The 26,456-nt window shown below is 68.9% G+C and carries 23 protein-coding genes and 1 tRNA gene; 4 read left to right on the forward strand and 20 right to left on the reverse strand.

Annotated elements, in window-relative coordinates; translation table 11 throughout:
* Positions 1-170: 170 nt before the first annotated feature.
* The 7 genes from rho to ACWGIS_RS08810 all read right to left on the reverse strand — a co-directional run bounded on the left by rho (position 171) and on the right by ACWGIS_RS08810 (position 10,297).
* Positions 171-2,225: a transcription termination factor Rho gene (gene rho / locus ACWGIS_RS08780; protein ID WP_453361677.1), complete on the reverse strand. Its 2,055-nt coding sequence runs from the start codon at positions 2,223-2,225 to the stop codon at positions 171-173.
* A gap of 392 nt (positions 2,226-2,617) precedes the next feature.
* Entirely contained in the window at positions 2,618-3,547 is a 930-nt protein-coding gene (thrB, locus tag ACWGIS_RS08785) for a homoserine kinase (protein ID WP_453361678.1), read from the reverse strand.
* A gap of 603 nt (positions 3,548-4,150) precedes the next feature.
* Positions 4,151-5,209 carry a threonine synthase gene (gene thrC, locus ACWGIS_RS08790; protein WP_356169397.1) on the reverse strand — a complete coding sequence of 353 codons (1,059 nt, stop codon included), beginning with the start codon at positions 5,207-5,209 and terminating at the stop codon, positions 4,151-4,153.
* Positions 5,210-5,215: 6 nt separating this feature from the next.
* Positions 5,216-6,514: a homoserine dehydrogenase gene (locus tag ACWGIS_RS08795; protein WP_453361768.1), complete on the reverse strand. Its 1,299-nt coding sequence runs from the start codon at positions 6,512-6,514 to the stop codon at positions 5,216-5,218.
* A gap of 158 nt (positions 6,515-6,672) precedes the next feature.
* Positions 6,673-8,064 (reverse strand): diaminopimelate decarboxylase, encoded by a 1,392-nt coding sequence (gene lysA, locus ACWGIS_RS08800; RefSeq protein WP_453361679.1) that lies wholly within the window; start codon positions 8,062-8,064, stop codon positions 6,673-6,675.
* A gap of 7 nt (positions 8,065-8,071) precedes the next feature.
* Positions 8,072-9,352, reverse strand: coding sequence for an ArgS-related anticodon-binding protein NrtL (nrtL, locus tag ACWGIS_RS08805; RefSeq protein ID WP_453361680.1), 1,281 nt, complete (start codon positions 9,350-9,352; stop codon positions 8,072-8,074).
* Positions 9,353-9,724: 372 nt separating this feature from the next.
* Positions 9,725-10,297 carry a response regulator gene (locus tag ACWGIS_RS08810; RefSeq protein ID WP_453361681.1) on the reverse strand — a complete coding sequence of 191 codons (573 nt, stop codon included), beginning with the start codon at positions 10,295-10,297 and terminating at the stop codon, positions 9,725-9,727.
* A gap of 117 nt (positions 10,298-10,414) precedes the next feature.
* Here ACWGIS_RS08810 and ACWGIS_RS08815 point away from each other — a divergent pair.
* Positions 10,415-10,486 (forward strand) — tRNA-Arg (locus tag ACWGIS_RS08815).
* Between the two features lie 230 nt (positions 10,487-10,716).
* Here ACWGIS_RS08815 and ACWGIS_RS08820 read toward each other — a convergent pair.
* The 12 genes from ACWGIS_RS08820 to ACWGIS_RS08875 form a co-directional block, all read right to left on the reverse strand.
* Positions 10,717-12,090 (reverse strand): tyrosine-type recombinase/integrase, encoded by a 1,374-nt coding sequence (locus ACWGIS_RS08820; protein WP_453361682.1) that lies wholly within the window; start codon positions 12,088-12,090, stop codon positions 10,717-10,719.
* Positions 12,087-12,257 carry a helix-turn-helix transcriptional regulator gene (locus ACWGIS_RS08825; protein WP_453361683.1) on the reverse strand — a complete coding sequence of 57 codons (171 nt, stop codon included), beginning with the start codon at positions 12,255-12,257 and terminating at the stop codon, positions 12,087-12,089. The genes ACWGIS_RS08820 and ACWGIS_RS08825 overlap by 4 nt, the downstream gene beginning before the upstream one ends.
* 11 nt (positions 12,258-12,268) lie before the next feature.
* The gene (repSA, locus tag ACWGIS_RS08830) at positions 12,269-13,648 is read right to left on the reverse strand and encodes a replication initiator protein RepSA (protein ID WP_453361684.1); all 1,380 of its coding nucleotides are present in this window, start codon (positions 13,646-13,648) and stop codon (positions 12,269-12,271) included.
* The gene (locus ACWGIS_RS08835) at positions 13,641-13,826 is read right to left on the reverse strand and encodes a hypothetical protein (protein ID WP_453361685.1); all 186 of its coding nucleotides are present in this window, start codon (positions 13,824-13,826) and stop codon (positions 13,641-13,643) included. The genes repSA and ACWGIS_RS08835 overlap by 8 nt, the downstream gene beginning before the upstream one ends.
* A gap of 85 nt (positions 13,827-13,911) precedes the next feature.
* Positions 13,912-14,463, reverse strand: a complete 552-nt coding sequence (locus tag ACWGIS_RS08840) for a GGDEF domain-containing protein (RefSeq protein WP_453361686.1) — start codon at positions 14,461-14,463, stop codon at positions 13,912-13,914.
* Positions 14,464-14,554: 91 nt separating this feature from the next.
* Positions 14,555-14,869 (reverse strand): SpdD-like protein, encoded by a 315-nt coding sequence (locus ACWGIS_RS08845; RefSeq protein WP_453361687.1) that lies wholly within the window; start codon positions 14,867-14,869, stop codon positions 14,555-14,557.
* Positions 14,870-14,880: 11 nt separating this feature from the next.
* Positions 14,881-15,036 (reverse strand): hypothetical protein, encoded by a 156-nt coding sequence (locus tag ACWGIS_RS08850; protein WP_361348886.1) that lies wholly within the window; start codon positions 15,034-15,036, stop codon positions 14,881-14,883.
* 12 nt (positions 15,037-15,048) lie between these two features.
* Positions 15,049-15,240: a mobile element transfer protein gene (locus ACWGIS_RS08855; protein WP_356169374.1), complete on the reverse strand. Its 192-nt coding sequence runs from the start codon at positions 15,238-15,240 to the stop codon at positions 15,049-15,051.
* 18 nt (positions 15,241-15,258) lie between these two features.
* Positions 15,259-15,909 (reverse strand): DUF2637 domain-containing protein, encoded by a 651-nt coding sequence (locus ACWGIS_RS08860; protein WP_453361688.1) that lies wholly within the window; start codon positions 15,907-15,909, stop codon positions 15,259-15,261.
* An 18-nt stretch (positions 15,910-15,927) separates the two neighbouring features.
* On the reverse strand, positions 15,928-16,776 hold the full coding sequence (locus ACWGIS_RS08865) for a deazapurine DNA modification protein DpdA family protein (protein WP_453361689.1): 849 nt from the start codon (positions 16,774-16,776) through the stop codon (positions 15,928-15,930).
* 76 nt (positions 16,777-16,852) lie between these two features.
* Positions 16,853-18,208 (reverse strand): FtsK/SpoIIIE domain-containing protein, encoded by a 1,356-nt coding sequence (locus ACWGIS_RS08870; protein WP_453361690.1) that lies wholly within the window; start codon positions 18,206-18,208, stop codon positions 16,853-16,855.
* Positions 18,209-18,210: 2 nt separating this feature from the next.
* On the reverse strand, positions 18,211-18,567 hold the full coding sequence (locus tag ACWGIS_RS08875; protein WP_453361691.1) for an SCO3933 family regulatory protein: 357 nt from the start codon (positions 18,565-18,567) through the stop codon (positions 18,211-18,213).
* A 157-nt stretch (positions 18,568-18,724) separates the two neighbouring features.
* On the opposite strand from ACWGIS_RS08875, the gene ACWGIS_RS08880 reads away from it, so the two are divergent.
* A complete protein-coding gene (locus tag ACWGIS_RS08880) occupies positions 18,725-19,456 on the forward strand; it encodes an XRE family transcriptional regulator (protein WP_453361692.1) in 732 nt (243 codons plus the stop codon).
* Between the two features lie 28 nt (positions 19,457-19,484).
* Positions 19,485-19,955, forward strand: coding sequence for an NUDIX hydrolase (locus ACWGIS_RS08885; protein ID WP_453361693.1), 471 nt, complete (start codon positions 19,485-19,487; stop codon positions 19,953-19,955).
* On the opposite strand, the gene ACWGIS_RS08890 is transcribed toward ACWGIS_RS08885, so the two are convergent.
* Positions 19,943-20,503: an HDIG domain-containing metalloprotein gene (locus tag ACWGIS_RS08890; protein WP_453361694.1), complete on the reverse strand. Its 561-nt coding sequence runs from the start codon at positions 20,501-20,503 to the stop codon at positions 19,943-19,945. The genes ACWGIS_RS08885 and ACWGIS_RS08890 overlap by 13 nt on opposite strands.
* Positions 20,504-21,180: 677 nt before the next feature.
* Here ACWGIS_RS08890 and ACWGIS_RS08895 point away from each other — a divergent pair.
* Positions 21,181-26,049, forward strand: a complete 4,869-nt coding sequence (locus ACWGIS_RS08895; RefSeq protein WP_453361695.1) for a DEAD/DEAH box helicase — start codon at positions 21,181-21,183, stop codon at positions 26,047-26,049.
* Positions 26,050-26,456 lie beyond the last annotated feature (407 nt).

A 26,456-nucleotide genomic window follows, 5' to 3' on the forward strand; every position in this document is an offset into this window, starting at 1 on the left:
CCCCCCACAGAGTCAAGAGTTGAGAGAGCGAAGCGTCGTCGAACAGTAATCGAAGACTTCTTCGACTCAAGATGAAGTCGCGATCGTACACCGGCCCCCACACAGCACAGAGGGCCGCCCCCGTCACATGCGTGACAGGGGCGGCCCTCGGTGGTTCGTACTGCCTGACGTCAGTCGTTGCCGTTGCCCGGCGACGGCGTCGTCTTCTGGATCTGCAGCAGGAACTCGGCGTTCGACTTCGTCTGCTTCATCTTGTCGAGAAGCAGCTCGATCGCCTGCTGCTGGTCGAGCGCGTGCAGCACCCGGCGCAGCTTCCAGGTGATCGCCAGCTCGTCGCTGCCGAGCAGGATCTCTTCCTTACGGGTACCGGACGCGTCGACGTCCACCGCCGGGAAGATGCGCTTGTCGGCGAGCTTGCGGTCGAGCTTGAGCTCGGCGTTGCCGGTGCCCTTGAACTCCTCGAAGATCACCTCGTCCATGCGCGAGCCGGTGTCGACCAGCGCGGTGGCCAGGATGGTCAGCGAGCCGCCGTCCTCGATGTTGCGCGCGGCACCGAAGAAGCGCTTCGGCGGGTACAGCGCGGTCGAGTCGACACCACCGGACAGGATGCGGCCGGAGGCGGGCGCGGCGAGGTTGTACGCACGGCCCAGACGCGTGATCGAGTCGAGCAGCACGACGACGTCGTGGCCCAGCTCCACCAGGCGCTTGGCACGCTCGATGGCGAGCTCGGCGACCGTGGTGTGGTCCTCGGCCGGACGGTCGAAGGTCGAGGAGATGACCTCGCCCTTGACCGACCGCTGCATGTCGGTGACCTCTTCCGGACGCTCGTCGACCAGGACGACCATCAGGTGGCACTCGGGGTTGTTGTGCGTGATCGCGTTGGCGATCGCCTGCATGATCATGGTCTTGCCGGTCTTCGGCGGGGCCACGATCAGACCGCGCTGGCCCTTGCCGATCGGCGCGACGAGGTCGATGATCCGGGTCGTCAGCACACCCGGGTCCGTCTCCAGGCGGAGGCGGTCCTGCGGGTAGAGCGGCGTCAGCTTGTTGAACTCCGGGCGGCCACGGCCGTGTTCGGGCGCCATGCCGTTGACGGAGTCCAGGCGGACGAGCGCGTTGAACTTCTCGCGGCGCTCGCCTTCCTTGGGCTGGCGGACCGCGCCGGTGACGTGGTCACCCTTGCGCAGGCCGTTCTTGCGGACCTGGGCGAGGGAGACGTACACGTCGTTCGGCCCGGGCAGGTAGCCGGAGGTCCGGATGAACGCGTAGTTGTCGAGGATGTCGAGGATGCCCGCGACGGGGATCAGGACGTCGTCGTCGGCGACCTGCGGCTCGTTGGCGCCGAACTCGTCACGGCCGCGACGGCCACGACGGTCGCGGTAACGCCCCCGGCGGCCGCGACGGCCACCCTCGAAGTCGTCGTCGTCCTGCGGCCCGTTGTCCCGCTGTTGCCGGTCCTGACGGCCGCCACCCTGCTGCTGACGGTCCTGGCGCTCCTGACGCTCCTGGCGCTGCTGACCGCCGCCGCCCTGGCCGCCCTGCTGCTGCTGGTCGTCGCCCTTGCCACGGCGGTCGCGGTCGCGGCCACCGCGGTCGCCACGCTCACCGCGCTCGCCCCGCTCACGGCGGTCGCGGCGGCCCTGACGGCCCTCGGCGCCGTCGTCGCCGGACGCCTCGGCCCTGGGCTCGCCCTTCGCCTCGGCGGCGACCGTCTCGGGGCTGCCGGCCTCGGCGGTGGCCCGGCGGCGGCGACGCTCGCCCGCGGGGGCGTCGTCTCCCCCGCGCTCGGTCTCGCTCGCGCGGGCCGGGCCTCCGGCGGGCTGGCCGGGGATCTCGATCTGCTGCTGGGCCGTGGCCTTCTCGGCGGCCTTGTCGGCCTTCTCCGCCGACTTCGCGGCGGGCGCGGCCTCGTCACCCGTACGGGCCTTGGAGGTGGCGCGGCGCTTCGGCTTGGTCTCGGCGGCGTCGGCGGTCTTGGCCGCGGCGCCTCCCCCGGCCTGCGCTTCCTTGATGACCTCGATCAGCTGGCTCTTGCGCATACGCGCGGTGCCCCTGATGCCGAGGCCGGATGCGACCTGCTGCAGTTCGGCCAGCACCATGCCGTCGAGGCCGGTGCCACGGCGCCGCCGGGAGCCGGCACCGGTGGCAGGCGCGGAGGCGTCCGTGGCGGGCGCGGCAGCGGTCTCCTCGACACGTGCGCCCATCAGATCGGTGGTGTCGCTCACGAAGGGTCCTTCCCTGGAGCGGACGTCGGCCTGTCTGGCTCGGCGACCGGTTGTGCTGTCCGGCGTTGGTCCTGTCTCTGTGGACCGTGCCGGGGCGGTGGTCCGCCAAAGCGGCGGAAGAGATATCTGGTGATGACGATTCCCGGAGCCGTGGCACTCGGTGCCTGTGTCACGCGGCTCGGTCACGCCGGTTCCGGAGCGTGCTCGGCAAACCGCTCAGTGTCGTCGTACGGAGTACGGAACACGGTGCGGCTTGGGAGGCTCCCGGAAGAATGGTTGTCCCGGACGGGGACACGAAGCACCTCGCCATGGCGGGGTCGGGTGCAGACTTGAGATTAACACTACCGGATCCAACAAACATTCCCCCTCTCGAAATCCGGCAACCGTGGCTCCTACTGGGCGCCGGCCGGCGCGAGCGGCAGCACGCTCGCCCCCTGCGCGTCGAGGTCCAGGCGGTTCGCGGCCCAGCCCTCGCCCGCCAGATGGGCGACCTTGTCGGCGCTCTCCTCGTCGGCCAGCGCCAGGACCGTGGGCCCCGCGCCGGAGATCACCGCGGGCACGCCGTCGGCCCGCAGCCGCTCCACCAGGGCGGCGCTCTCCGGCATGGCCGGAGCGCGGTACTCCTGGTGCAGCCGGTCCTCGGTGGCGGGCAGCAGCAGCTCGGGGCGCCTGGTCAGCGCCTCGACGAGCAGTGCGGCACGACCCGCGTTGGTGGCGGCGTCGACGTGCGGGACGCTGCGCGGCAGCAGTCCCCGCGCGGTCTCGGTGAGGACGGCCTTGCCGGGCACGAAGACCACCGGAACGACGGAACTGTCGGGCTCCATCCGGATCGCCCGCGCGGCGCCGCTCTCCATCCAGGAGAGCGTGAAGCCGCCGAGGAGGCAGGCCGCGACGTTGTCGGGGTGGCCCTCGATCTCGGTGGCGAGTTCGAGCAGCGCCGTGTCGTCGAGCCGGGTGTCGCCCCCTATCGTCACGGCGCGGGCGGCGACGATGCCCGCGCAGATGGCGGCCGACGAGGAGCCGAGGCCGCGGCCGTGCGGGATGCGGTTGGCGCAGACGATCTCAAGACCGCGGGGCTGTCCGCCCAGCAGGTCGAAGGCGGTGCGCAGGGAGCGTACGAGCAGGTGGCTCTCGTCGCGCGGGAGCGTCTCGCTGCCCTCGCCTGCGATGTCCACGTGCAGCCCGGAGTCGGCAACCCGGACGACCACGTCGTCGTAGAGCCCCAGTGACAGGCCGAAGGCGTCGAAGCCCGGGCCGAGGTTGGCACTGGTGGCGGGGACGCGCACCCGGACGGCGGCGGCGCGGAAGGCTGGACCGGCCATCGCTCGATGACTCTCCTTGAGCTGCGTGATGTGCGAGATGTCGATGAACTGCGATACGTGCGCAAGACCCGTGGGCCGCAGGCGCGGCGCGGCTCCGCGGCATATGCGGCGGGCGGGTTCGGTACAGCCTATCGAAGGAAGGTTCTGTGGCGACATAGGGCGCACGGGAGGCGCACGATGCGTGTCGTGAGCCCCTTGTGCATCCGCTGTCGGGTGCCCGCGGAACGGCCCGGAAAACGGCCGTCGACGAAACCCGCGCGCCGCCTCCCCCGGGAACCCGGCCGACGTCCGCCGCGGACCACCGGCGGCCGCTGCCCGTGCCTCCCCGCGCGGACGCCGGATGCGGCTGAGCAGGCGATTCCCACCGGCCCGGCGACGACGACAGTGGCACGGGTTCCGCCGCGGCCACCGTCCCTCCGTGCGGGGGGTCGGCGGGCGGCCTATCCGGCACGCGTCGCGACGCGTGCCGGATAGCGGATACCGGGTGCCGCGGTGGGCGCGACCTGCGCCGCCCCACCACCGGTCCCCGGGTCGGCGCCGCGCGGCGACCGTCACCCCCGCGCGGCCACGCCCGCCCGTACCGCGACCGTCGCCGCGTCGGGCCTACGCCAGACCGAGGCGCTCGGCCGCCGTCACCGCGTCCACCGGGACGGTGACCGGCTGCGGGGCGCCCGCGACGGCCCAGTCCGGGTCCTTGAGGCCGTTCCCGGTCACCGTGCAGACGATCCGCTGGCCGGGGTCGACCAGTCCCTGCTCGGCGGCCTTCAGCAGACCGGCGACCGACGCGGCGGAGGCGGGCTCGACGAAGACGCCTTCCTGGGCGGCCAACAGCCGGTAGGCGCGCAGGATCTCACGGTCCGTCACCTCGTCGATGAGGCCGCCCGACTCGTCCCGCGCGGCCAGCGCGAACTGCCACGAGGCCGGGTTGCCGATCCGGATCGCGGTGGCGATGGTCGACGGGTCCTTGACCACCTCGCCGCGCACGATGGGCGCGGAGCCGGATGCCTGGAAGCCCCACATACGAGGGGTCCGCGAGGCGATCGAGTCCGCGGCGTACTCGCGATAACCCTTCCAGTACGCCGTGATGTTGCCCGCGTTGCCGACCGGCAGGACGTGGATGTCGGGCGCGTCGCCGAGCATGTCGACGATCTCGAACGCGGCCGTCTTCTGGCCCTCGATACGCACCGGGTTGACCGAATTGACCAGCGCCACCGGGTAGTTGTCCGACAGCGAGCGGGCCAGCGTGAGGCAGTCGTCGAAGTTGCCGTCGACCTGGAGGATCTTCGCCCCGTGCACGAGGGCCTGGCCCATCTTGCCGAGCGCGATCTTGCCCTGCGGCACCAGGACGGCGGAGACCATCCCGGCGCGCACGGCGTAGGCGGCGGCGGACGCGGAGGTGTTGCCCGTGGAGGCGCAGATGACCGCCTTCGCGCCCTCCTCCTTGGCCCGCGTGATGGCCATGGTCATGCCGCGGTCCTTGAAGGACCCGGTGGGGTTGGCGCCCTCGACCTTCAGGTGCACCTCGCAGCCCGTGCGCTCGGAGAGCACCTGCGCCGGCACGAGCGGCGTACCGCCCTCCCGGAGCGTCACGACCTCAGTGCTGTCGGAGACCGGCAGCCGGTCCCGGTACTCCTCGATGATTCCGCGCCACTGGTGGGTCATTGCTGGTTACTCTCCTTCAACCCGCATGATGCTGGCGACGCCGAGTACGGTGTCGAGGCTGCGGAGCGCCTCGACGGTCCCGTTCAGGGAGGCGTCGGACGCCCGGTGGGTGACGACGACGAGAGAGGCGTCGCCGCCTCCGTCTGGTCGGCCTTGCTGGCGCACGGTGTCGATGGAGACGCCGTGCTCGGCGAAGACGGTCGCGACCTGGGCGAGCACGCCCGGTTTGTCCGCCACGTCGAGACTGATGTGGTAGCGCGTGACGACCTCGCCCATAGGCGAGACCGGCAGCTGGGTGTACGCGGAGTCGCCGGGCCCGGTCGCGCCGCTGAGCCGGTTGCGGCACACCGCCACGAGGTCGCCGAGCACGGCGGACGCGGTCGGCGCGCCGCCCGCTCCGGGACCGTAGAACATGAGCTGGCCCGCCGCGTCCGACTCCACGAAGACGGCGTTGTACGCGCCGCGCACGGAGGCCAGCGGGTGGCTGAGCGGGATCATCGCGGGATGCACACGCGCGGTGACCGAGCCGCCGTCGGCCGCCCGCTCGCAGATGGCGAGCAGTTTGATGGTGCAGCCCATCCGGCGTGCCGAGGCGAAGTCGGCGGCGGTGACCTCGGTCATGCCCTCGCGGTACACGTCGTCGAGGCGCACGCGCGTGTGGAAGGCGATTCCGGCGAGGATCGCGGCCTTCGCGGCGGCGTCGAAGCCCTCGACGTCGGCGGTCGGGTCGGCCTCCGCGTACCCGAGGGCGGTGGCCTCGTCCAAGGCCTCCTGGTAGCCGGCACCCGTCGAGTCCATCTTGTCGAGGATGAAGTTGGTCGTGCCGTTGACGATGCCGAGCACCCGGTTGACCTTGTCGCCGGCGAGGGACTCGCGCAGCGGCCGGATCAGCGGGATGGCACCGGCGACGGCGGCCTCGTAGTAGAGGTCCCGCCCCTGCTGCTCGGCGGCGGCGTGCAGGGCCGCGCCGTCCTGGGCGAGCAGCGCCTTGTTGGCCGACACGACCGAGGCGCCGTGCTCGAAGGCGGTGGTGATGAGCGTACGGGCCGGCTCGATGCCGCCGATGACCTCGACGACGACGTCGATGTCCCCGCGCTTGACCAGCGCGGTCGCGTCCGTGGTGACCAGCGCCGGGTCGATGCCCTCGCGCACCTTGGAGGGCCGCCGCACGGCCACGCCGGCCAGCTCCACCGGAGCGCCGATGCGCGCCGTGAGGTCGTCGGCGTGCGTCGTCATGATGCGCGCCACCTCGGAGCCGACGACCCCACAGCCCAGCAGCGCCACCTTCAGCGGACGCGTACGCATCATCCGACCTCGTTTCCTCATACCGTCACGGTTCGACCAGTCTCACTCACCGGACGGGAGTTTCTATCCCTCGTCCGGATCGTGAGATGTCTATTTCATTTTCCTGAGCGGCGGACACAGGAGATCTTGCGCCCGCCGCCAAGGCGTCCCCGGGAACGTCATCCGACGTCGAGACGCAGCAGGTCCTCCTCCGTCTCACGGCGGACGATCACCCGGGCCTCGCCGTCCTGGACCGCGATCACCGGCGGCCGCAGGGCGTGGTTGTAGTTGCTCGCCATCGAACGGCAGTACGCGCCGGTCGCCGGTACCGCGATGAGGTCGCCGGGCGCGAGGTCGGCGGGCAGGAACGCGTCGCGGACCACGATGTCGCCGCTCTCGCAGTGCTTGCCGACCACCCGGACGAGCATGGGCTCGGCGTCACTGACCCGGGACACGAGGGACACGCTGTACTCGGCGTCGTACAGCGCGGTCCTGATGTTGTCGGACATGCCCCCGTCGACGGAGACGTACGTCCGCAGGCCCTCCAGCGGCTTGATCGTGCCGACCTCGTACAGCGTGAAGGCGGTCGGCCCGGCGATGGCGCGTCCCGGCTCCACGGAGATGCGGGGCGTGCGCAGTCCGGCCGCCTCGCACTCGCGGGTGACGATCTCGCCGAGCGCCTTGGCGATCTCGTGCGGCTCGCGGGGGTCGTCGTCGCTGGTGTACGCGATGCCGAGACCGCCGCCCAGGTCGATCTCGGGCAGTTCCACGCCGTGCTCGTCCCGCACGGCGGCCAGCAGCGCGACCACTCGACGGGCGGCGACCTCGAACCCTGCCATGTCGAAGATCTGCGACCCGATGTGCGAGTGGATCCCGACGAGTTCGAGCCCGTCGAGACTCAGCGCACGGCGTACGGCCTCGGCGGCCTGCCCGTCCGCGAGCGCGATGCCGAACTTCTGGTCCTCGTGCGCGGTGGCGATGAACTCGTGCGTGTGCGCCTCCACGCCGACGGTGACGCGGATCTGCACGCGCTGCCGCCTGCCGAGGCTCTCGGCGATGTGCGCGACCCGGACGATCTCCTGGAAGGAGTCGAGCACGATGCGCCCGACCCCGCTCTCGATCGCCTGGGTGATCTCGCGGGTCGACTTGTTGTTGCCGTGGAAGGCGATCCGGTCGGCGGGCATGCCGGCGGACAGCGCGGTGGCGAGCTCGCCGCCGGAGCAGACGTCGAGGTTCAGCCCCTCCTCGTGCAGCCAGCGGACCACGGCACGCGACAGGAACGCCTTGCCGGCGTAGAAGACGTCGGCGTCGTGCCCGAAGGCGGAACGCCAGGCGCGCGCCCGGGCCCGGAAGTCCGCCTCGTCGACGACGTAGGCGGGGGTGCCGAACTCCTCGGCCAGCTGCGTCACGTCGATCCCGCCGACGCTGACGACACCGTCCTCGGTACGCGTGACGGTCTGGGCCCACACCTTGGGGTCGAGGGCGTTGAGGTCCTTCGGCGGGGCGCTGTAGTGACCCTCGGGGAGCACATCGGCGTGACGGGGCCCGGCGGGGTGTGCGGAACGGCTCATTCTTCTCTCACAGGTAGTCAGGGGCACTGATGCCGAGCAGGGACAGGCCGCCGGCCAGCACCGCCCCGGCGGCTTCGGCGAGCGCGAGCCGGGCACGGTGGGCGGCCGAGGGTTTCTCGTCCCCGAGCGGCAGCACGGTGTGCTGGAAGCCGAGGACCGCGTCGGCGACGACGACCAGCTGCCGGGCGAGCCGGTCGGGCGCGTACTGGGTGGCGGCGGCGCGCAGAGCCGGGGGGTGGTCGGCGAGAGCGCGCAGCAGAGCGCCGGCGTCGGGCGTCCGCGGGTCACCCGGGGTACCGGTGAACCCCAGCCGGGCGGCGTTCCGGGTGAGCGCCCGGGTACGGGCATGCGCGTAACGCACCCGGAACAGCGGATTGACGGCGCGCTGCACCAGATGGTCGGCGGTGACCCGCGGCCGATCATGCCCAGCGGGACAAAGCAACGCCCACCGCGCGGCATCGGCCCCGAGCGGCGTGGGGTCCTCGGGGGCGGGGACGGGGCGGAGGTCCGTGGGGGGCACCGGCGGCGCGGGGGTGATGTCGGGGCGCCGGGGTTGACTGGTGTCCGCGGGCGTGGGGGCGACGGTCGGCTTCGGGGCGACGGCGCGGGCGTCGGCGGGGGTGGGGGGCGTGCGGTGATCGACCTCGGCGCGGCCATCGTCCGAGGGAGTGGTCGCGATCGCCGGCTGCTGGGCCCCGGCGCGGGCATCGGCGGAGGTGGGGGGCGTGCGGTGATCGACCTCGGCGCGGCCATCGTCCGCGGGAGTGGTCGCGATCGTCCGCTGCGGGGCCCCGGCACTGCCACCTGCGGAGGTGTCGGACGTACGGTGCTCGACCTCGGCGCGGCCGCCCTGCGTGGCGACGATACGGACGAGGGCGTCGGCGACGACTTCCGCACGGATGTCGTACGGAATGCGGAACCGCAGCACTTGCCCGGCGAGGGCGTCGCTGTGGCCGTACTCACCGGCGCGGATCTCGCGTACGAGGGCGGTCGCGGGGTCGGCGGTCCGGTCGAGGCGGATGTTCAGGAACCCCGGGCCGGTGATCTCGACGCCGGCGACACCGGCGGAGCGGGTGAGGTGAGGCCGCAGAACCTGGGCGACGTGCAGGGGCGGGCGTCCGGCGGGCCGGGCCAGCTGCAGGGCGATGTTGGTGGCGTAGTCCCCGCAGCCTCCGGGCCCGGGCACGGTGACGACGGCACGTGCGGGCACGGCCACGCTCAGCTCCCCCTCGTCGACAGCACGACGCACCGCGCGCAGCACGGTACGGGAGAGCTCGACGGGGGTCACGGGTCAAGCCTAGGGGAGGAGGGGGGTGGGGCGGCGACTCGGTTTCCCGGGGTTCCGGGATGTGGACGGGGGTGGGGGTTGGAGAAGGGCGGGCGGGGGGGGGGACGGTCCCGTGGTGGAAACACCTGGGTGGGTGGGGTGAGGCTCGGTGAGGCGATGATCAGGAACCTCGGTCCGGCGATCTCGACGGTGATCTCGACGTCGGCGACACCGGCGGAGCGGGGCAACGCGCTCCCGCATCCCTCCACCGATCGCGAGAGGCCCACCGGCGGGGCCGGCCCTCCCTAACAACGGGGGCGTGCGGCGAGCAGCGAAGGGGGGACGCCCGGTCACTTGATCGAAACTGATCGGCGACAACCGAGCCCGACCGAGCTAACTCCCGGTGCGACCGGCGCGCTCGGGGTCGCTACTGCCGTGGGCACTTCCGGGAGGCCCGCCGTGAGTAGTTCCATGCACTCCGCCGTGGGCGTTGCCACAGACGCCGGAGGTGGGCCCGATCGCCAGGCCGGGCTCGGCGGCCCGGTCCATCAACTGCATGACGACACGGACGAGTTCGGCGGGCTCGAAGGGCTTGGCGAGGAACGCGTCGACGCCGACGTCGAGACCGGTGTCGACCTCGTGCTGAGTGCAGGCGCTGATGATGGCGAGGGGAAGATTCCGCGTCCGGGGGTCGGCACGGAGCCGGGCAGCGGTTCGCAACCCGTCGAGCCTGGGCATCACCACGTCGAGGGTGACGACATCGGGCCGTACCTGGTGGACTATGTCCAGACATTCGGCACCGTCGGCGGCGGTCACGACCTCGATGCCCTCCAGCTCGAGGTTGACCCTGATCAGCTGCCGGATCACCTTGTTGTCGTCCACGACAAGGACCCGACCGGACGCACCTGGCACAACTCGAGAGTAGGTGGGCGGCGACCACCGCGTCCGGGTTTTCCCGACTTCCACCCCCTGGGGGTCACGCCGCCCAGTTCAGGGCCCCGACTCCCCGCGGAAACCTGTTCATGGCACCCCCTGTCGAGCTGGTAGGGTTCTACCCGTCGCCGCACACACCGCGGCCGACACGCCCCCGTAGCTCAGGGGATAGAGCAACGGCCTCCGGAGCCGTGTGCGCAGGTTCGAATCCTGCCGGGGGCACCCCTTATGAGGTGCCTAAAGACCCCGTCACCAGCGGAAACGCTGAGGCCGGGGTCTTCGCGTATCTACAGCCCTGCGCAGCCGTATGCCGCCCTGAGCGGCCCTATGTCGGCGTCTGTGGACTATTCGTGGACAGGATCTTGGAGCGTTTTCCCTGGTCAGTCCCCACAAACGACGAAGGCCCCCGGAAAGGTCCAGGGGCCCAACGTAGGAGGCGACGCGCGCGCCGTTCAGACGTACTCGCTCAGCAGATCCTCGATACGGCGGTTGGCCACCTCCTGGCGCCCGTCGAGACACTTCGCGTAGCGGCCAAGCAGGACCTCAACACTGTTGCCGGCCCGTTCCGCAACCTCGGTGGGGTCGACGCCGGCGTTGAGCCACGTCGACAGAGCGGAGTGGCGAAGGTCGTACGGCCGCCGAGCCAGAGGGGAGGCCACCGCGGCAGGCGGGAGTGCCAGCGTCCGGGCTTCCTGCCAGGCCCGCCAGTACGTGGAGGAGGCGACCACTCCCCCGCCCTCGCTAAAGAAGAGGCGGCCGTCAGCGGCGGTTCCGAAGGTGTCGAGGTGCTCGCGGAAGATCGCGACGAGTTGGGGCGGGAGTGGGACACGACGCACGTCCTCGGTGGGTCGGTTCTTCAGTCCGCGGTCGTCATGGCTGTCGCCGGAGTCCGTCCACTGTTTACCGACGCTCGGACGCGTGCGGTGCAGGAGGGCCGTCCCCCAGCCCTGCTCAGGCAGCGTCAGGTCAGCTTCGGCGAGGCCGACCGCTTCGGCAGGGCGCAGGCCGGCGAAGTACATGCAGGCGAAGAGCCCGACCAAGCGACGCCCCCGGGCCCTGCGATAGCCACCGACGTAGGACACGGCGTGGAGCAGTGAGACAGCCTGCTGCGGATTGACCACAACGCGGGGATCCACTTCGCTGGACACCTTGGGTTTCTGCCAGCGCACGGCGGTGAGCGGATTCTCCCGGAATTCACCGAGGTCCACGGCGTAGTGCAAGGCGTTGACGAACGTGCGACGCTTGCGGCGTACGGTCTCGGCCGCAGCGGATTTCCCATCAAGACGAATCTTGAACGAGTCAAGCACCTCACGCGCCGTCACAGGATCGGCCAGATCATTCAGCGGCCGCGACGCCTTGGCGATCCAATGCAAAGTGTTCGCAACCTCCATAGGCACCTCCCGCTCAGCCGGCGCCGGGAGGACAAACGCCCAGTTCCGCAGGGCGGCCCTGATCAGAGGGGCACTCGGCCGTCCCGGGCGGTCGTCGAGCAGCGCGATCGTCACCGAGGTCAGCGATTCATTGATCCCGTCGCGGGTGTTGGGCGCGGCATGGGGCCATTTCATCGCCAGGTATCGCTGGGCGAAGTCATACCAGGTCAGCTTGGCTTTTGCCTCGGTCATCGAGTCCGGAAGGCCCGTACCGTCGTCGAATTCCTCACCCTCTCGGGCGGCACGCATGAGCTTGGTTCGGTAGTGATCTGCCAGGGCCTTGGTCCGGAATGTCTCCGAGAAAACCGATCCGCCAACTGACCAACGCACGTCGTAGGAAGGCCGCTTCGAAGCGCGCTTACGGACTCCCCAGATCTTCACGTCGAGAGACTTCACGCGGCTTCCTCCCGCTCGCGCAGCCACGCGGTGAAGTCGCTCCGCCACACCCTCAGCTCACCGTTGGGAAGCTTGAGGGCTTTCGGCGCCTGGCCCAGTTCCCGCCAGCGGTAGAAGGTGCGCCGCGAGACCTTCCTCAACTCGCTGAGAACCTCAGGGACCGTCATCAGTTCATCCCTCACAATTGAGCTCCTTCCATGGCGAGTTGGTCGCGTAGGGCTTCGCGGGCGGTTTCGCGGTTGAGCTGGAGATCCCGGGCGATGGTGGCGGCGAGGGCGGATTCGCCGGGGGTGTGGCCGTGGCCGGCGTACTGCCAGTCGGCCAGGACGAGGACAGTGTCCGGTTCGACGTCGTCCAAGCCGAGAGCGGCGTGCTCTTGGGCGGCGCGGTAGTCGGCGCGGGCCTGGCGGAGTTCGCCGAGGGTGGTGGAGTAGCGGCGGGACTTGGAGGTGAAGTGGCCCCGGAAGCCGAGCATGTGGGCCCATGCCCACAACCGGCGTTCGGGGTACAGCGGGTCGAGCTGCTTGCAGGCCTCGATGAGGCGGCGGGTGTGGTCCGGGATTTTGTGGCGGTCGAGTTCGGAGAGCTCCCCGATGCGGCGGTCGAGGGTGCCGGTGTTCTCGGCGGCCTTGGTGGCGTACTTGGCGACGTAGGAGGCGACGGCCTGTTCCGTGATGTCGGATCCGTCCCCGAAGGCCTTGACGGGGCGGACGTCGAGCTGGGTGCCCCAGCGAAAGGTACGGGAGGGTTGGTCGGCGGCGGCCGGGACGGAGACCGAGGTGTAGGAGTGCGCAGCGGCGGCCCGGATCGCGTCCTCAAGGAGACCTACCGTTGCCCAGGCCGGAGGCGGGGTGTATGGCCCGTCGGGGCCGTCGAGGCGGATGACGGCATGGAAGTGCAGGGCCCCGCGCTTTTGGAACTCGGCGACCTTGCCATAGGAGATCCGGGCTGCTTCCTTCAGCTCCCGTTGCGAGATGCCGGCGCGGGCGGCGACTTCCCGGCGGAGCCGGTTGGTGAAACGTTGCCAGAGCTGTCCGGCGTGGTTGTTGAACAGCACTGCGCCCGCGTAGTCGTAGGTGCTCGGGTCGAGGGCCGTGCCGAGTGCGGGATCGTCGGCGGTGTGGCGGACGCGGCAGCGGCAGATGCCCCGGTCGGGCTGGTTGTGGACGGGGCCGAAGGAGGGGGCGGTGAGGGTGGCGAAAACGCGGGGATGGTCGCGGACGGTGGCGGGGATGTCGCGGCGGTCGTCCCCGGCGAGGCCGGCGCGGATGAGGTGGTAGGTGTCGCCCGCGTAGGTCCAGGCGCAGGAGGGGCAGCGGGAGGCCCGGCGGTTGCCGCAGGCGAGGCGGAGCCGTCCGCCCGGCTCGTTCTCGGTGGAGTAGTGGTGCAGGGTCTCGCCGGTGGTCTTGTCCTTGGTGAGCGTCCACCCCGTGAGGTGGATCGGGTCGGAGCAGCCGCCGGTGCGACGGATCTGGTCTTCCCAGCGGTCGAAGTCGTCGGCCGAAGCCACCCTCAGCAGGTCGCCGAGGGTGACCGGGTCGAGCAGCTGCTCAGGCACGGGCGCCCTCCCGGCCGCGGCGGATGGGGGCGGTGCCGGTGCCCTGGCAGGCCGTGCAGTGCGCGGTGATGGTGCGCAGGTGGCCACGGTGGTCGCGTCCGCCGAGGGTGACGGCGACGGAGGCGAAGCCGTCGCAGGCCGGGCAGATCCTGGGCGGGCGCGGGCTGAGGTGGGCCATGATGGTGGTTCCTTTCGATTGCGGTTGGAAGGAACGGCCCCGGGTGGCGGCGTGCTTGGCGGCTTGTGCGCCACCCGGTGGCCTTTCAGCGAGTGGTGTGGGAGCCCCGGCGGCTGCGGCCCTTGGCTGCGTACATGGCCGCGTCAGCGGCGCTGAGCGCGTCTGTCAGGACGGGCGCCGCGAGATCCGCTACGGGGCAGACGCCGACCGAGGCGGCCAGCGGCAGAGATGCACCGCCGTAGGTCAGTGGCCGGTGCAGTGCGGCACTGAGGGCGTCGAGGTCGACGGCGGCCAGGTCCCGGATCACGGCGACGAATTCGTCCCCGCCCAGGCGGCCAGCGGTGCCGTTGTGTCCGCACCAGGCCCGCAGCCTGTCGGCGATGGCGACGAGTGCAGCGTCCCCGGCGGGGTGGCCGTTGGTGTCGTTCAGGTTCTTGAAGTGGTCGAGGTCGACCAGGAGGACGGCGGCGTTCGGGTGCCGGCGGATGCAGTGTTCGGCGCGGTCGGTCCATCCGGCACGGGTGTGCAGGCCGGTGAGCGGGTCGCGGCGGGCGCAGGCGAGACGGCGAGCGAGGATGCCGCCGTGCACGGCCCAGCCGAGTAACGGCACGATGCTCGCAGTGGTGTTGAGGTCCATGACGTTCTCCCTGGCGATAGCGGTTGGCGTTCCGGACGCGGTCCCAGAGGCGGTGGCGTGCTTGGCGGCTTGTGCGTCGCCTCCGGGCCGTTCAGCGGCGGTGCTGGGAGGAGATGAGCGAGCGGATGACCAGGGCGCAGACGGCGACCGAGGCGCCGGTGACGGCGACCGCCAGGAGCATAGAGACCAGGACGGCGCCGACGACCAGGACCACGGCCGTGCCGCCACCGACGAGGGCGAGCACCGATCCCGGGGTGAGCTGCACCGTCGGCCGGGGCGGCGAGGCGGGCGGGACCGGGGCGGGCGTGACGGGGGTGTGCTGGATGACGGCGGTCGGCTCGATCACGGCGGGCCGGGAGACGAGCCCGGGCGGGGTGGGCATAGTCGGGATCTTGGGGCGGAGCATGGTGGTTCTCCCTACTTGATGGCGGTGTCGATGACCGGGGCGAGGAGGCTGTCGGCGATGAGGTAGCCGCCGAGAAGGAGCACCAGGACGAGCCAGAGCGGCGGGCGGATGAGCTTGCAGCCGAGGTAGCCGACGACGGCCAGGGCGAACCAGAGCGGGACCTGCATGGCGGTGATCTCCTAGCGGACGCGGCAGCGGTGGGTGCGGGCGGCGAGCTGGGCGGCGGTCTGGCTGGAGTAGTCGGCGGACCAGCCGCAGCGGTCGGCGGTGCACACGGCGGCATGCGCGGTCCGGCCGTGGCGGTCGCGGTGGGTGCCGATCTGCACGGGGCCGATCCGCATCACGGAGTGGAAGTGGTCGCGGGCGGGCACAGCGGTTCTCCTTCCTGGTCAGGCGAGTTGAGCGGCGATGGCGTCGGCGAGGTGGGGCGGGACGCCGAGGCGGGCGCGGAGGGTCTCGGTGTCGATCGGGGCACCGGTGCGGTCGCGGTAGTCGGCGGCGACCTTGCGAGCGTGGTCGATGAGGACGGCGGGAACCGCGGGTGCGGGCTCGGCGGGCGGAAGCGCCGGCGGTTCCTCGACCAGGGCCGGGGCGGACTGCGGGTCTTGGGCCGGTTCGCGGTCGCCCGTGGTGTCGGCTTCCGGCGCTGAGGCAGGTGCCGGCGCATTCGGGAGCTGGTGGACGGTGGAGTGGGCCAGGAGGGTTCCGCCCAGGAAAGCGAGCGCGGGCCATCCGGCGATGCCCAGGCGCAGCAGAGCAGGCGGGTCGGCCAGGTCGAGGAATCCAGCGGTGGCGACGTTCGCGCCGAGCGACGCGAACAGGGCGATGAGGAACCAGCACCAGGCCAGCCGGGACGGCCCCTCGCTCCGCAGCCGTCGCCAGGCGGCGACCAGGAGCAGGTCGACGCTGACCGGGTAGGCCCATGCCTTCCAGCCGTCCTGTCCGGCAGCAGCCGCCAGGTCGTGCAGATGTGCGAAGGACAGCGCACCGGCGATCACAGCTTGGATCAGCACGGCGTCTACACGGATCGAGCGAGACATGACATCACCTCCTTCGGTTCAGAACAGGGGCAGTTGTCCGTGCGAGGCACCACGGCTCGTGACCGGTGCTGCGGACCGCGTGGCGGCGAGGACCCGGGTGCGCCAGCGAAGGGCGTAGTCCATGCAGTTGGCGCAGTTCTTGTGCGTGTGGCCGGGCATGGCAGGCCGGTAGCGGGCGTGAGAGCTCCAAGCGGCGGAGTCCGCCGAGACGAGCAGGTGGCCGACCTTGGCCAGGCCAAGGGTTTTGAAGCCGAAGCCGTGCAGACGCAGCCCGTGGGCGGCCATGGCGGTGACGATGGCGGCGCCCTCACGGGTGGACTGCAACCGGCACACTGAGCCCAGTCCCACTGTGGGCTCACGGAGCAGGTCGACTCCTGCCCGCTCGTACATCTCCAAGCAGCGTTCGTAGTCGGGGATGGTGCGGCCCTGCAGGACCGGGATGATCCGCAGGTCTGGGGCGAGCGAGCGCAGGTCGAGGAAGTTAGCCACGGTGCGGCGCTGGTGCTCGACCACGCTCAGGTGCGTTCCGGCGAAACGCAGCTGTCCGGCCGTGCCGCCGTGGATGATCAGGTCCTCGCACATCCAGTCCTGCGGGGCAGCCCAGTCGTAGGGACCGACGTGCTCCCAGATGCGGCGCAGGTCATCGACGTACTGCCGCGGGCTGCGCGTCCACTGGCCATGGCGCTGCAATTCGGTGAAGCCCCCAGAGTCGACCGCGTACGGGCCACGCGCTTCAGGCAGCGCGCGGGCCATGGCGAAATGCTCCGACTTCAAAAACAACGGGTGATCAGTGAGCTTGACCCAGTGTCGTTTGTGGGTGGTCAGGTAGAACCGCATCGTGGTGCGGGTGGTTTCCCGTTCGGCCATGGCGTCCTCCATCAGGCATGGCGGGGGTAGGGACCTGGCGCGAAGGGCGGTCGCGCCGACCGTGGAGCGGGGGGAGTCAGGCCGTGACAGGAGCCGTCTTGGAAAGCGGCACCGGAGCCTCGGAGGCGCTGGTCAGCCCGGGCCGGAAGGGGGCCAGTTCGGGCAGGGCCGGGGTGCGGTCGGCGTACCGGTTGCAGATGTTCACGGCCTGACGCAGGGAGGTGTGCGGGGCGCGGATGCGGTGCCAGCCGCCGGTGGAGTCTCCCGCGACGGCGAGGCCGCGCAGCTCGGCGGGGATCTGGATGGCGGCGAGGACAGCGTCCGGGGCGATGTCGCCGAAGGCCATGTTGGCGCTGGTTTCGTCGTTGACGCGGTGGGCGGTGCGGCCGGTGAGCTGGGCGCGGAGCATGGTGATGCCCTTACCGAGTTCGGAGCCGAATCGCTGCCCGCAGATCTCCAGGTAGATGCCGGCCGCGCGGCCGAGCTGGGCGAGGCGGACCAGCGCGGTGATGATGCGGTCGCGCCGCTTCTCCTCGTCCTTGCTGGCGAACAGGGCCAATTCGGCGACCTCGTCGACCAGAACCACGACCGGGACGGGCTGCAGGTGCTCGGGCAGGTCCCAGATATCAGCGGCTATCTCGGCATTGGGGACGGCGGCCGTGATGCGCTGCTCAGCGCGGATGAGCTGGTAGACCCCTTCCATGCGAGACACGAGCGCGTCGAGGAGGTCGGCGGCGGTGTCGGGGTTGTCGGCCAGGGCGGAGAACCGGCGCGCCAGCGGGAACAGCTCGACCCCCTGTTTGCAGTCGATGCCGACCAGGGCGACCTCCATCGGGGCGAGCCCGGCGACTAGGTTGCGCTGGTACACAGACTTGCCCGACTCGGTGGCGCCGAGGGTGAGGGCGTGCGGCACGGCGCGGTAGTCGCGGTAGTGCACCGAGCCGTCCTGCCGCAGTGCGACGGGGACCCGCATCGGGCGGCTGTCGACCTTGACAGGCATCTGCACCCGCTTGAGGACGTCATAGCCGGTCATCCGTACCTCCACGACACCCGAGCGGACCTCACGCGAGGTGACGCCGTACATGGAGAAGGAGTGGCGCAGCCGGTCCGAGGCGGCGGCGATGTCGAAGGCGTCCTGTCCGGGGCGCAGGCCCAGCCGAAGGACCAGGCCGGTCCGGGTCGGCCGGAAGCGCAGGATGCGCGGCGGTCGGGACTGCGGCATGGGGCGGTTGGTGACCCGGGCCAGGGCCAGGCGCCAGCGCGGGGGCGGGACCGTCAGGCCGCAGGCGTCCATGACGGAGCTGTAGCGGACCAGGACCCGCAACGCGGCGACGGTGACGCCGAAGGTCAGCCAGTACCAGGCCGGGCGCCGCCACCGCAGGAGACCCGCAGCGGCGACGACCAGCACCAGAGCGACCGTGAAGGCAGTCATGATCAGGCAGCCTTGGAGTTCGCGGCAGCGGCGACGAGGGACGTGACCGCGACGGCGCGGAAGGCGATGCCGTGCCGCTTCTGGCCGTTGAAGTCGTTCTCCCACGGCCGGGCGATCAGGCCCGTGAGCGCGACCGGCGTGCCCATGGCCAGTTCGCCGGTGATGCCCGGCTCCGGGACGGCGATGGACAGGATCTCCACCTCGTCATTCGCCGCGAACATCACGTCCACAGTCATCATCGTCGCGCCGGTCTCGGCGTCGGTGGCGATCTCGCCGGTACGGCGGTCCTTGACCTTGGGCTGCGGGGTCTTGGCGACCATCACGGTCGCAGCGGAGGTGTCCACGGGAATCTGACGCATCGTCTTGTCTCCTGCTGTGGTGAGCTTTTGGCCGACGTCTCGTCGGTGAGATCAGGGGACCGTGAGAGGGGGTGGACGCATCACGGTCCGTCTGGACGTTTAGGGACGTCTGAGCTACCGTCAAAACGTCCCTACGGGTCCCAACGAAGGGAACGCCATGGCGAACGAGCGTCTGCGTGCAGCGATTTCGGCGAAGGGCGAGACGATCCAGTCCGTTGCCGAGCACGTCGGAGTCGACCCCAAGAGCGTCGAGCGCTGGATCACCACGAACCGGACGCCGCACCGGGGGCACCGTTGGAAGGCCGCGAGCTTCCTCGGCGTTGACGAGGTCTACGTCTGGCCCTCAGTCGAGAAGCAGGCCGAGAAAGCGAGCGCCTCGGAGCTGATCACGTACTACCCGCACCGCGGCGCGGTTCCTGCCCCTCTGTGGTCGTCCCTGATCGAAAAGGCGACGGACCAGGTCGACATCCTCGTCTACGCGGGACTGTTCCTCTTCGACAGCCACCCGGACCTGCCGGACCAGTTGGCCGAGAAGGCGAAGGCCGGCGCCCAGGTCCGCATCCTGCTAGGCGACCCGGAGTCCGCGGCTATCCGGCAGCGTGGCGAAGAGGAGGGCATCGGCGACGACCTGGCGGCACGAGCGCGGATCACTCGCCGGTACTTGCAGCCCGCCATGTCGACACCCGGCGTCGAAATCCGGCTGCACGACACGATCCTCTACAACTCGATCTACCGGTTCGATGACGACGTGCTGGTGAACCCTCACGTGCTGGGAGCTCCCGCAGGGCAGAATCCGGTGATGCACTTCAAGTACCTGCCGGGAGCACGGACGTTCCGGCACTACATGCGAAGCTTCGATTACGCGTGGGACCAGGGCCGGAAGGCATAAGAGGCCCCCACCGTGCAACGCTGAACCTATGGCACGCGTCGACTACTTCAACGATCCGAACGCCCCGAAGGCGAACAGCCTCGTCCCCTCCGTGACCGCCATTGCCCGCAACGAGGCCGGTGAGGTCCTGCTGATCCACAAGACCGACAACGACCTGTGGGCCCTGCCCGGTGGCGGCATCGATCTGGGCGAGTCAGCACCCGACGCGGCTGTACGCGAGACCAAGGAAGAGACCGGGTTCGACGTCGAGGTCACCGGCCTGATCGGGATCTACACGAACCCCGGACACGTCATGGCGTACGACGACGGCGAGGTCCGCCAGCAGTTCTCCATCTGCTTCCATGCCCGCATCGTCGGCGGCCAGCTGCGGACGAGCAGCGAGAGCAAAGAGGTCGCGTTTGTCGATCCGAGCAGGCTGGACGAGCTGAACATCCACCCGTCGATGCGCATGCGGATCGAGCACGGCTTGGCCGACCGCGCGGAGCCCTACATCGGCTGATGAGCCATGCGGCCCAGGGTCCGCTCGACGGCGGCCTGGAGGTACTGGCGCGCGTTGCTGATCGCGTTGTGCACTTCGTTGCCCGGTTCGTAGCGGACCAAGATCTCGTCAATCCGGGTGTCGAAGTCAAAGGACTGCCCGGCGGGCCCCGTGGTCATGTCGGCGAAGATCAGAGCGTCGAGCACCGGGGAGTCCTCCCGCTTGTAGACGGCCAGCTCTGCCGACAGCCCGCGTTGCTCAGCTTCGTACACGGCACCCGAGTGATGAGCGACCAGTCGCACCAAGCGCGCCGGCGCACCCAGCGCTTCGAGATGCCGGGCACCGTCAAGGGGATGGAACCCGGTCTCGCGCAGCTCGGGTGCGTAGCCGATGTCGTGGAGCCACGCGGCAGCGACGAGGAGATCACGGTCAGCCTCGGACACAGCGGCAGCGGCTTCCTGAGCCCGAGCGGCCACAGCCTGCGTGTGCAGCCAACGGTTCCCGAGCTGGGGAAGTAGGGACTCGGCGAGTTCGGCCGCTCCCTGAGGCGTGTCCAGTGCAGAAGGCATGGATGGAACGGTAGCCGAGTCGAGGAGTGAGCCGACAGGCCACGATCGAGCGGCTGCCGATCATGAGTGCGGTAGAACTTTCCCTACTTCATCAAGCCCGGCTGCGCTCCGCTCCGCCGGGCGCGCTACCGGCTCCGCCGCCCTCCGCGCTCATGCCTCCGGCCCGCGCTGCGGGCGCTGCGCCGACGCGCGTCCACAAGTGGGATAAGGCCGGGCTATGAGGGGCGAGCACCGCACGAACGCCGCCGCGGTCAAGACAGTGCCTCCGGCGGGGGCGCTCCTGCATCCGGGATGGACGGGGCGCCGTACGCGAGTGCCGGCCGAGTGTGGCATGCGAGGGGGAGCTCCCATCCCGCCTGCCATCGACCCAGGCAGAGCCGAGCAGACGCGGCCCAGGGCGTCAAGGTCGTTCGTACAGTGGCGCGCTCCACCTTGACGCCCTGAACCACGCCCGCTCCACGGCGTGTGGGTCGACAGCAGACGGGATGGGAGCCGGGGCGAGTGGTGGGTGATGCTGCGTGGGCGGACTGCCCGTGATGGGCCAACTGAAAGCCCTATCGAAAGTTCCTGATCGAAATTAGATCATGGACTTGAGCAGTAGAGTTGTGGAGCTTTTCGGTGGGAACAATCCGGCGTCCGGCAGGTGCGCCGTGGACGGTGATGGGGTGCGGAGCGAGTTGACTGAGACCACGACGACGGTGCACGACGTTCTCAAGGCGATCCGTGAGGGATCCACCGTGAACCGGGATCGGGGGACCCGCTTCGAGGAGCTCATGGTCCAGTACCTCAGCACCGATCCGGAGTGGACCGAGCAGTTCACCCGGGTGTGGATGTGGGTCGACTGGCCGGGGGCAGAGCAGGACAAGCGCGACACGGGCATCGACCTGGTTGCACAGGATCGTGAGACCGGCGGTTTCTGCGCCATCCAGTGCAAGTTCTACGAGCCGCACCACACGATCCGCAAGGAAGACATCGACTCCTTCTTCACGGCCTCCGGCAAGGGAGCCTTCACCCGTCGGGTGATCATCTCCACGACGGACAAGTGGAGCGACAACGCCGAAGCCGCGCTCAGCGACCAGCAGATCCCCGTCACCCGGATAGGACTGGCCGGCATCGCGAACAGCGCTGTCGAATGGCACCTGCCCGCGGCCGGCATCGACCACGAAGTCCAGATGACGCTGCGGGACAAGAAGACCCCGCGTCCTCACCAGAAGGCGGCGATCGACGACGTCTTCGCCGGCTTCGCCAAGGATGACCGCGGCAAGCTCATCATGGCCTGCGGCACCGGCAAGACCTTCACCAGCCTGAAGATCGCCGAACGGCTTCAGCAGGAGCGGGCCGAGGCCGGGCAGGGTGAGCACACCACCGTCCTGTTCCTGGTGCCCTCCATCGCTCTCCTCTCGCAGTCGCTGCGTGAGTGGTCATACGAGGCCAAGGTCCCGCTGCGTGCGTTTGCCGTCTGCTCCGACGCCCAGGTCGGCAAGCAAAAGGCCCAGGGCGACGACAAGGACATGTCGACCCACGACCTCGCCCTGCCGGCGACCACCAGCCCCGAGCGGCTGATGGCGCAAATGGCCAGCGTCGAGGCCGCCCCCGGCCTGACCGTCGTGTTCTCGACCTATCAGTCGATCGCCACGATTTCCGCCGCCCAGAAGCAGGGCATGCCGCGGTTCGACCTGATCCTCTGCGACGAGGCCCACCGCACCACCGGCGTCACCCTGTCCGGCCACGACGAGTCCGCGTTCGTCCGCGTCCACGACGACAGCTTCATCGGCGCCGACCGCCGGCTGTACATGACCGCCACCCCGCGCGTGTACAGCGACGACACCAAGCAGGAAGCCAAGGGCGCCTCCGCGGCCGTCGCCTCGATGGACAACGAGGCGCAGTACGGTCCTGAGTTCCACCGCCTCGGCTTCGGCAAGGCCGTCGAGCAGGGTTTGCTTACCGACTACAAGGTCCTCATCCTCACCATCGACGAAGGCGTGGTCGCCAAGACCCTTCAGGAAGGTCTCGCCGGCGGCGACTCCGAACTACGGATCGACGACGCGGCGAAGATCATCGGTTGCTGGAACGCCCTGGCCAAGCGCACCGGCACCTTCGCCGATGGCTCCGGGTTCGGCAAGGATGACGCCCCGATGAAGCGGGCCGTCGCGTTCTCCCGCTCTATCGCCGACTCCAAGGCGATCATGGAGCGGTTCAACGAGGTCGTCGACGCGTACGACGACGCTGATGACGACGTGCTGCACTGCGAGGTTGAACACGTCGACGGCACGTTCAACACCCTGCGGCGCAACCGGCTCCTCGACTGGCTCAAGCAGGACCCCGGTCCGAGCAACGCCCGCATCCTGACCAACGCTCGCTGCCTGTCCGAAGGCGTGGATGTCCCCAGCCTCGATGCGGTGCTGTTCCTCAACCCGCGCAACTCCGTCGTCGATGTTGTGCAGTCCGTTGGGCGCGTCATGCGCGTGGCGCCGGGCAAGAACTACGGCTACATCATCCTGCCCGTCGCCGTCCCTGCCGGGATGACCCCGGAGAAGGCGCTCGCGGACAACCAGCGCTTCAAGACCGTCTGGCAGGTCCTTCAGGCGCTGCGTGCCCACGATGACCGCTTCAACGCGACCGTCAACCAGATCGAGCTAAACAAGAAGAAGCCCGAGATTATCGGCATCGGGCACATCGGTGCGGGTGACGAGGCGGTCGGCGACAGGGACGGCTCCAGCACCGCGGAGGACTCCAAGGAGAAGGAAGCCCAGGGCGCCCAGCACATCCAGGACGCCCTGTTCTCCATAAGCGACTGGCGAGATGCCATCTACGCCCGCATCGTCGACAAGGTCGGTGAGCGTCAGTACTGGGAGGTCTGGGCCAAGGACATCGCCCAGATCGCCGAGCGCCACGTCACCCGTATCAAGGCCGCGCTCATTCTTCCTGACAAGCGGGCTACGTTCGAGGAGTTCGTCGCCGAGCTGCGGGCGACCATCAACCCAGGCGTGACCGATGACGCGGCGGTCGACATGCTCGCCCAGCACATCGTCACCAAGCCCGTCTTCGACGCCTTGTTCAAGGACTACGGCTTCGCTGAGCACAACCCGGTCTCCAGGGCCATGCAGGGGATGCTTGACATCCTCGACGACCAGGGGCTTGATGCCGAGGCCAAGACCCTGGAGAGCTTCTACCACTCGGTCAAGGTCCGCGCTCAGGACATCGACAACCACGAGGGACGCCAGCGCGTCATCGTCGAGCTGTACGACAAGTTCTTCAAGACGGCCTTGCCCAAGACTGCTGACGCCCTGGGCATCGTCTACACCCCGATCGAGGTCGTCGACTTCATCATCCGCTCCACCGAACAGGCACTGACCAAACACTTCGGCAAGTCCCTGTCCGACGAGGGTGTGCAGATCATCGATCCCTTCGTCGGCACTGGCACCTTCCCCGTCCGCCTCCTCCAGTCCGGGCTCATCAAGCCCGACGACCTACTGCGCAAGTACACCAGCGAACTGCACGCCAACGAGATCGTGCTGCTCGCGTACTACATCGCGGCCGTCAATATCGAGGCAGCCTTTCACGACCTCGCCGGTGGGGACTACCGACCGTTTGAGGGCATCGTCCTGGCGGATACGTTCCAGCTTGCGGAAGGCACGGCAAAGCTCGACGGTATGGACGTCCTGGAAGGCAACAGCGAGCGAGCGAAGAAGCAGAAGGCCCAGCCGATCACAGTTGTCATCGGCAACCCGCCCTACTCGGTGGGGCAGGATAGCCAGAACGACGACAACAAGAACCTTAAATACGAGACCCTGGATAGCCGCATCCAGGAGACATACGCCGCTCAGTCGACGGCGACCCTCAAAAACTCGCTCTACGACTCCTACATCCGTGCTATCCGCTGGGCCTCCGACCGCATCAAGGAAGAAGGCGTAGTCGCCTTCGTCTCCAACGGCGGCTATATCGACGGCAACACGGCCGACGGCTTGCGCAAGTCGCTAGCCGAGGAGTTCGATGCGATCTACTGCTACAACCTGCGCGGGAATGCACGTACCGCTGGTGAGCAGCGGAAAAAGGAAGCGGGTAACGTCTTCGAGTCGGGCAGCCGTAACACCGTGGCCATCCTGATTCTGGTCAAGGGCGAGCAGAGTGCCGGCATGGCAGCGGATTGCCAGTTGTACTACCGGGACATCGGCGATTACCTCAGCCGTGAAGACAAGCTCCGCATCATCGGCTCGCAAAGTTTGGAAGTCGTGGAGTGGGAGCAACTCCTCCCGAACGCCGACGGCGACTGGATCAACCAGCGTGACGAACGCTTCGCAAACTTCCAGGCGATCGGCGACAAGGATAAGAGCCCGGCGGCGGCGCCCATTTTCGCACTGCATTCTGGCGGACTCAAAACCAACCGCGATGCTTGGGTCTACAACTTCTCCGCGCGGAAGCTTGGCGAAAACGTGGAATCCATGATCGAATTCTATAATGGCCAGGTTGAGGATTTTGCTGACCACTGCAGGGTTCGGGCGAATGCAACTCCGAGCGTTGCAGATGTGGAGAGATTCATTGATTTCGACCAAAAGAAGATCAGCTGGTCCTCTACTCTAATTCCCAAGGTTGCGCGGGGGCAAAAAGTTGAGTTCGATTCAAACCGTTTGATTTCTAGCCTCTACCGCCCCTTCTGTCGGCAGCATGTCTACTTCGAGCAGAATCTCAACGACCGTCCCGGTAAGCTGCCACAGATGTTCCCGACACCAGACCGGGAGAACTTCGGGTTCTACGTCAACGGCTTCCACGCGACGAGTGAGTTCACCTTGCTCGCAACCGACGCCCTGCCCTGCCTTGACCTATTCGGAAAGGGAGGGTTCTTCTTCCCTCGCTACACATACCGGGAACTGGCCGTCCAGGGAGGCTTCGACTTTGGTGATGCCGATGGCAGCTACGAGCGCATCGACAACATCACCGACGCTGTCTTGGCTGGCTACCGCAAGGCGTACCCCGACCTGACCATCACCAAGGATGACGCCTTCTACTACACCTATGGTTTGCTCCATTCCCCGGAGTACTGCGAGCGCTTCGCCGCAGACCTGAAGAAGTCGCTGCCGCGCATCCCCAAGGTGCGTGACTTCCACGGCTTCGCCGAGGCCGGCCGTAAGCTCGCCGACCTGCACATCAACTATGAGCAGGCCCAGCCGTACAAGGGCATCCTGGAGACGGTGACCGGCGACGCGTCCGCCACACCCCCAAGCGAGCTGTACCGGGTCGCCAAGATGAAGATCCCGAAGATCAAGGGGCAGGCTGACCGGTCGACCATTGTCTACAACACGCGGGTCAAGCTGACCAACATCCCCGAGGAAGCGTACCGCTACCAGCTCGGTGCCCGATCCGCGATCGAGTGGATCATCGATCGCTACCAGGTCAAGGTGGATAAGGCGTCGGAGATCATCAACGATCCCAACGACTGGTCTGACGATCCGCGCTACATCATCGACCTGCTCAAGCGAATCGTCACGGTCAGCCTGGAGACGATGAGGATCGTGGACAGCCTCCCCTCGCTCGACATCTTGGAGTAGCAGAACAGTCAGGCGCGGACTATTCGTGGACGGGATCTTCTGTCCACGAATAGTCCGGTCCCCTGACCTGCTGGTTCGCCATTCCCGTAAGCGGCCTCCGGAGCCGTGTGCGCAGGTTCGGATGCCGGGGCACTCGCCGAGGATCAGCGGGGGTTAAGCGCTGACCAGGGTGAATGCCGGCTTGAGAGAGTGGGAGCCAGTCTCGCTCCCGGCCCTCGACGACCTCGCCCTCAGCAACTCCTTCGGCTTCGGCGGCCACAACGCCGTACTGGCCCCGCGCCGCACCGGGACCAAGTGACCGTCAGGGCGCATCTCAGGTACCGCGTATCGGGACCAGGTGACCGTCAGGCCGGGTACCGGGACCATATGACCGTCAGGCCGCGTACCGGTGACCGTCAGGCCGGTAC

It is taken from the genome of Streptomyces sp. NPDC054842, assembly GCF_053611025.1.

What these genes read in the sequence shown, in the direction of transcription:
- thrB (WP_453361678.1), bottom strand. Translation starts at nt 3,547, where the DNA reads ATGGCCGGTCCAGCCTTCCGCGCCGCCGCCGTCCGGGTGCGCGTCCCC.
- thrC (WP_356169397.1), bottom strand. Translation starts at nt 5,209, where the DNA reads ATGACCCACCAGTGGCGCGGAATCATCGAGGAGTACCGGGACCGGCTG.
- ACWGIS_RS08795 (WP_453361768.1), bottom strand. Translation starts at nt 6,514, where the DNA reads ATGCGTACGCGTCCGCTGAAGGTGGCGCTGCTGGGCTGTGGGGTCGTC.
- lysA (WP_453361679.1), bottom strand. Translation starts at nt 8,064, where the DNA reads ATGAGCCGTTCCGCACACCCCGCCGGGCCCCGTCACGCCGATGTGCTC.
- ACWGIS_RS08825 (WP_453361683.1), bottom strand. Translation starts at nt 12,257, where the DNA reads ATGACGGTCCCTGAGGTTCTCAGCGAGTTGAGGAAGGTCTCGCGGCGC.
- ACWGIS_RS08835 (WP_453361685.1), bottom strand. Translation starts at nt 13,826, where the DNA reads ATGGCCCACCTCAGCCCGCGCCCGCCCAGGATCTGCCCGGCCTGCGAC.
- ACWGIS_RS08840 (WP_453361686.1), bottom strand. Translation starts at nt 14,463, where the DNA reads ATGGACCTCAACACCACTGCGAGCATCGTGCCGTTACTCGGCTGGGCC.
- ACWGIS_RS08845 (WP_453361687.1), bottom strand. Translation starts at nt 14,869, where the DNA reads ATGCTCCGCCCCAAGATCCCGACTATGCCCACCCCGCCCGGGCTCGTC.
- ACWGIS_RS08850 (WP_361348886.1), bottom strand. Translation starts at nt 15,036, where the DNA reads ATGCAGGTCCCGCTCTGGTTCGCCCTGGCCGTCGTCGGCTACCTCGGC.
- ACWGIS_RS08860 (WP_453361688.1), bottom strand. Translation starts at nt 15,909, where the DNA reads ATGTCTCGCTCGATCCGTGTAGACGCCGTGCTGATCCAAGCTGTGATC.
- ACWGIS_RS08865 (WP_453361689.1), bottom strand. Translation starts at nt 16,776, where the DNA reads ATGGCCGAACGGGAAACCACCCGCACCACGATGCGGTTCTACCTGACC.
- ACWGIS_RS08870 (WP_453361690.1), bottom strand. Translation starts at nt 18,208, where the DNA reads ATGACTGCCTTCACGGTCGCTCTGGTGCTGGTCGTCGCCGCTGCGGGT.
- ACWGIS_RS08875 (WP_453361691.1), bottom strand. Translation starts at nt 18,567, where the DNA reads ATGCGTCAGATTCCCGTGGACACCTCCGCTGCGACCGTGATGGTCGCC.
- ACWGIS_RS08880 (WP_453361692.1), top strand. Translation starts at nt 18,725, where the DNA reads ATGGCGAACGAGCGTCTGCGTGCAGCGATTTCGGCGAAGGGCGAGACG.
- ACWGIS_RS08885 (WP_453361693.1), top strand. Translation starts at nt 19,485, where the DNA reads ATGGCACGCGTCGACTACTTCAACGATCCGAACGCCCCGAAGGCGAAC.
- ACWGIS_RS08890 (WP_453361694.1), bottom strand. Translation starts at nt 20,503, where the DNA reads ATGCCTTCTGCACTGGACACGCCTCAGGGAGCGGCCGAACTCGCCGAG.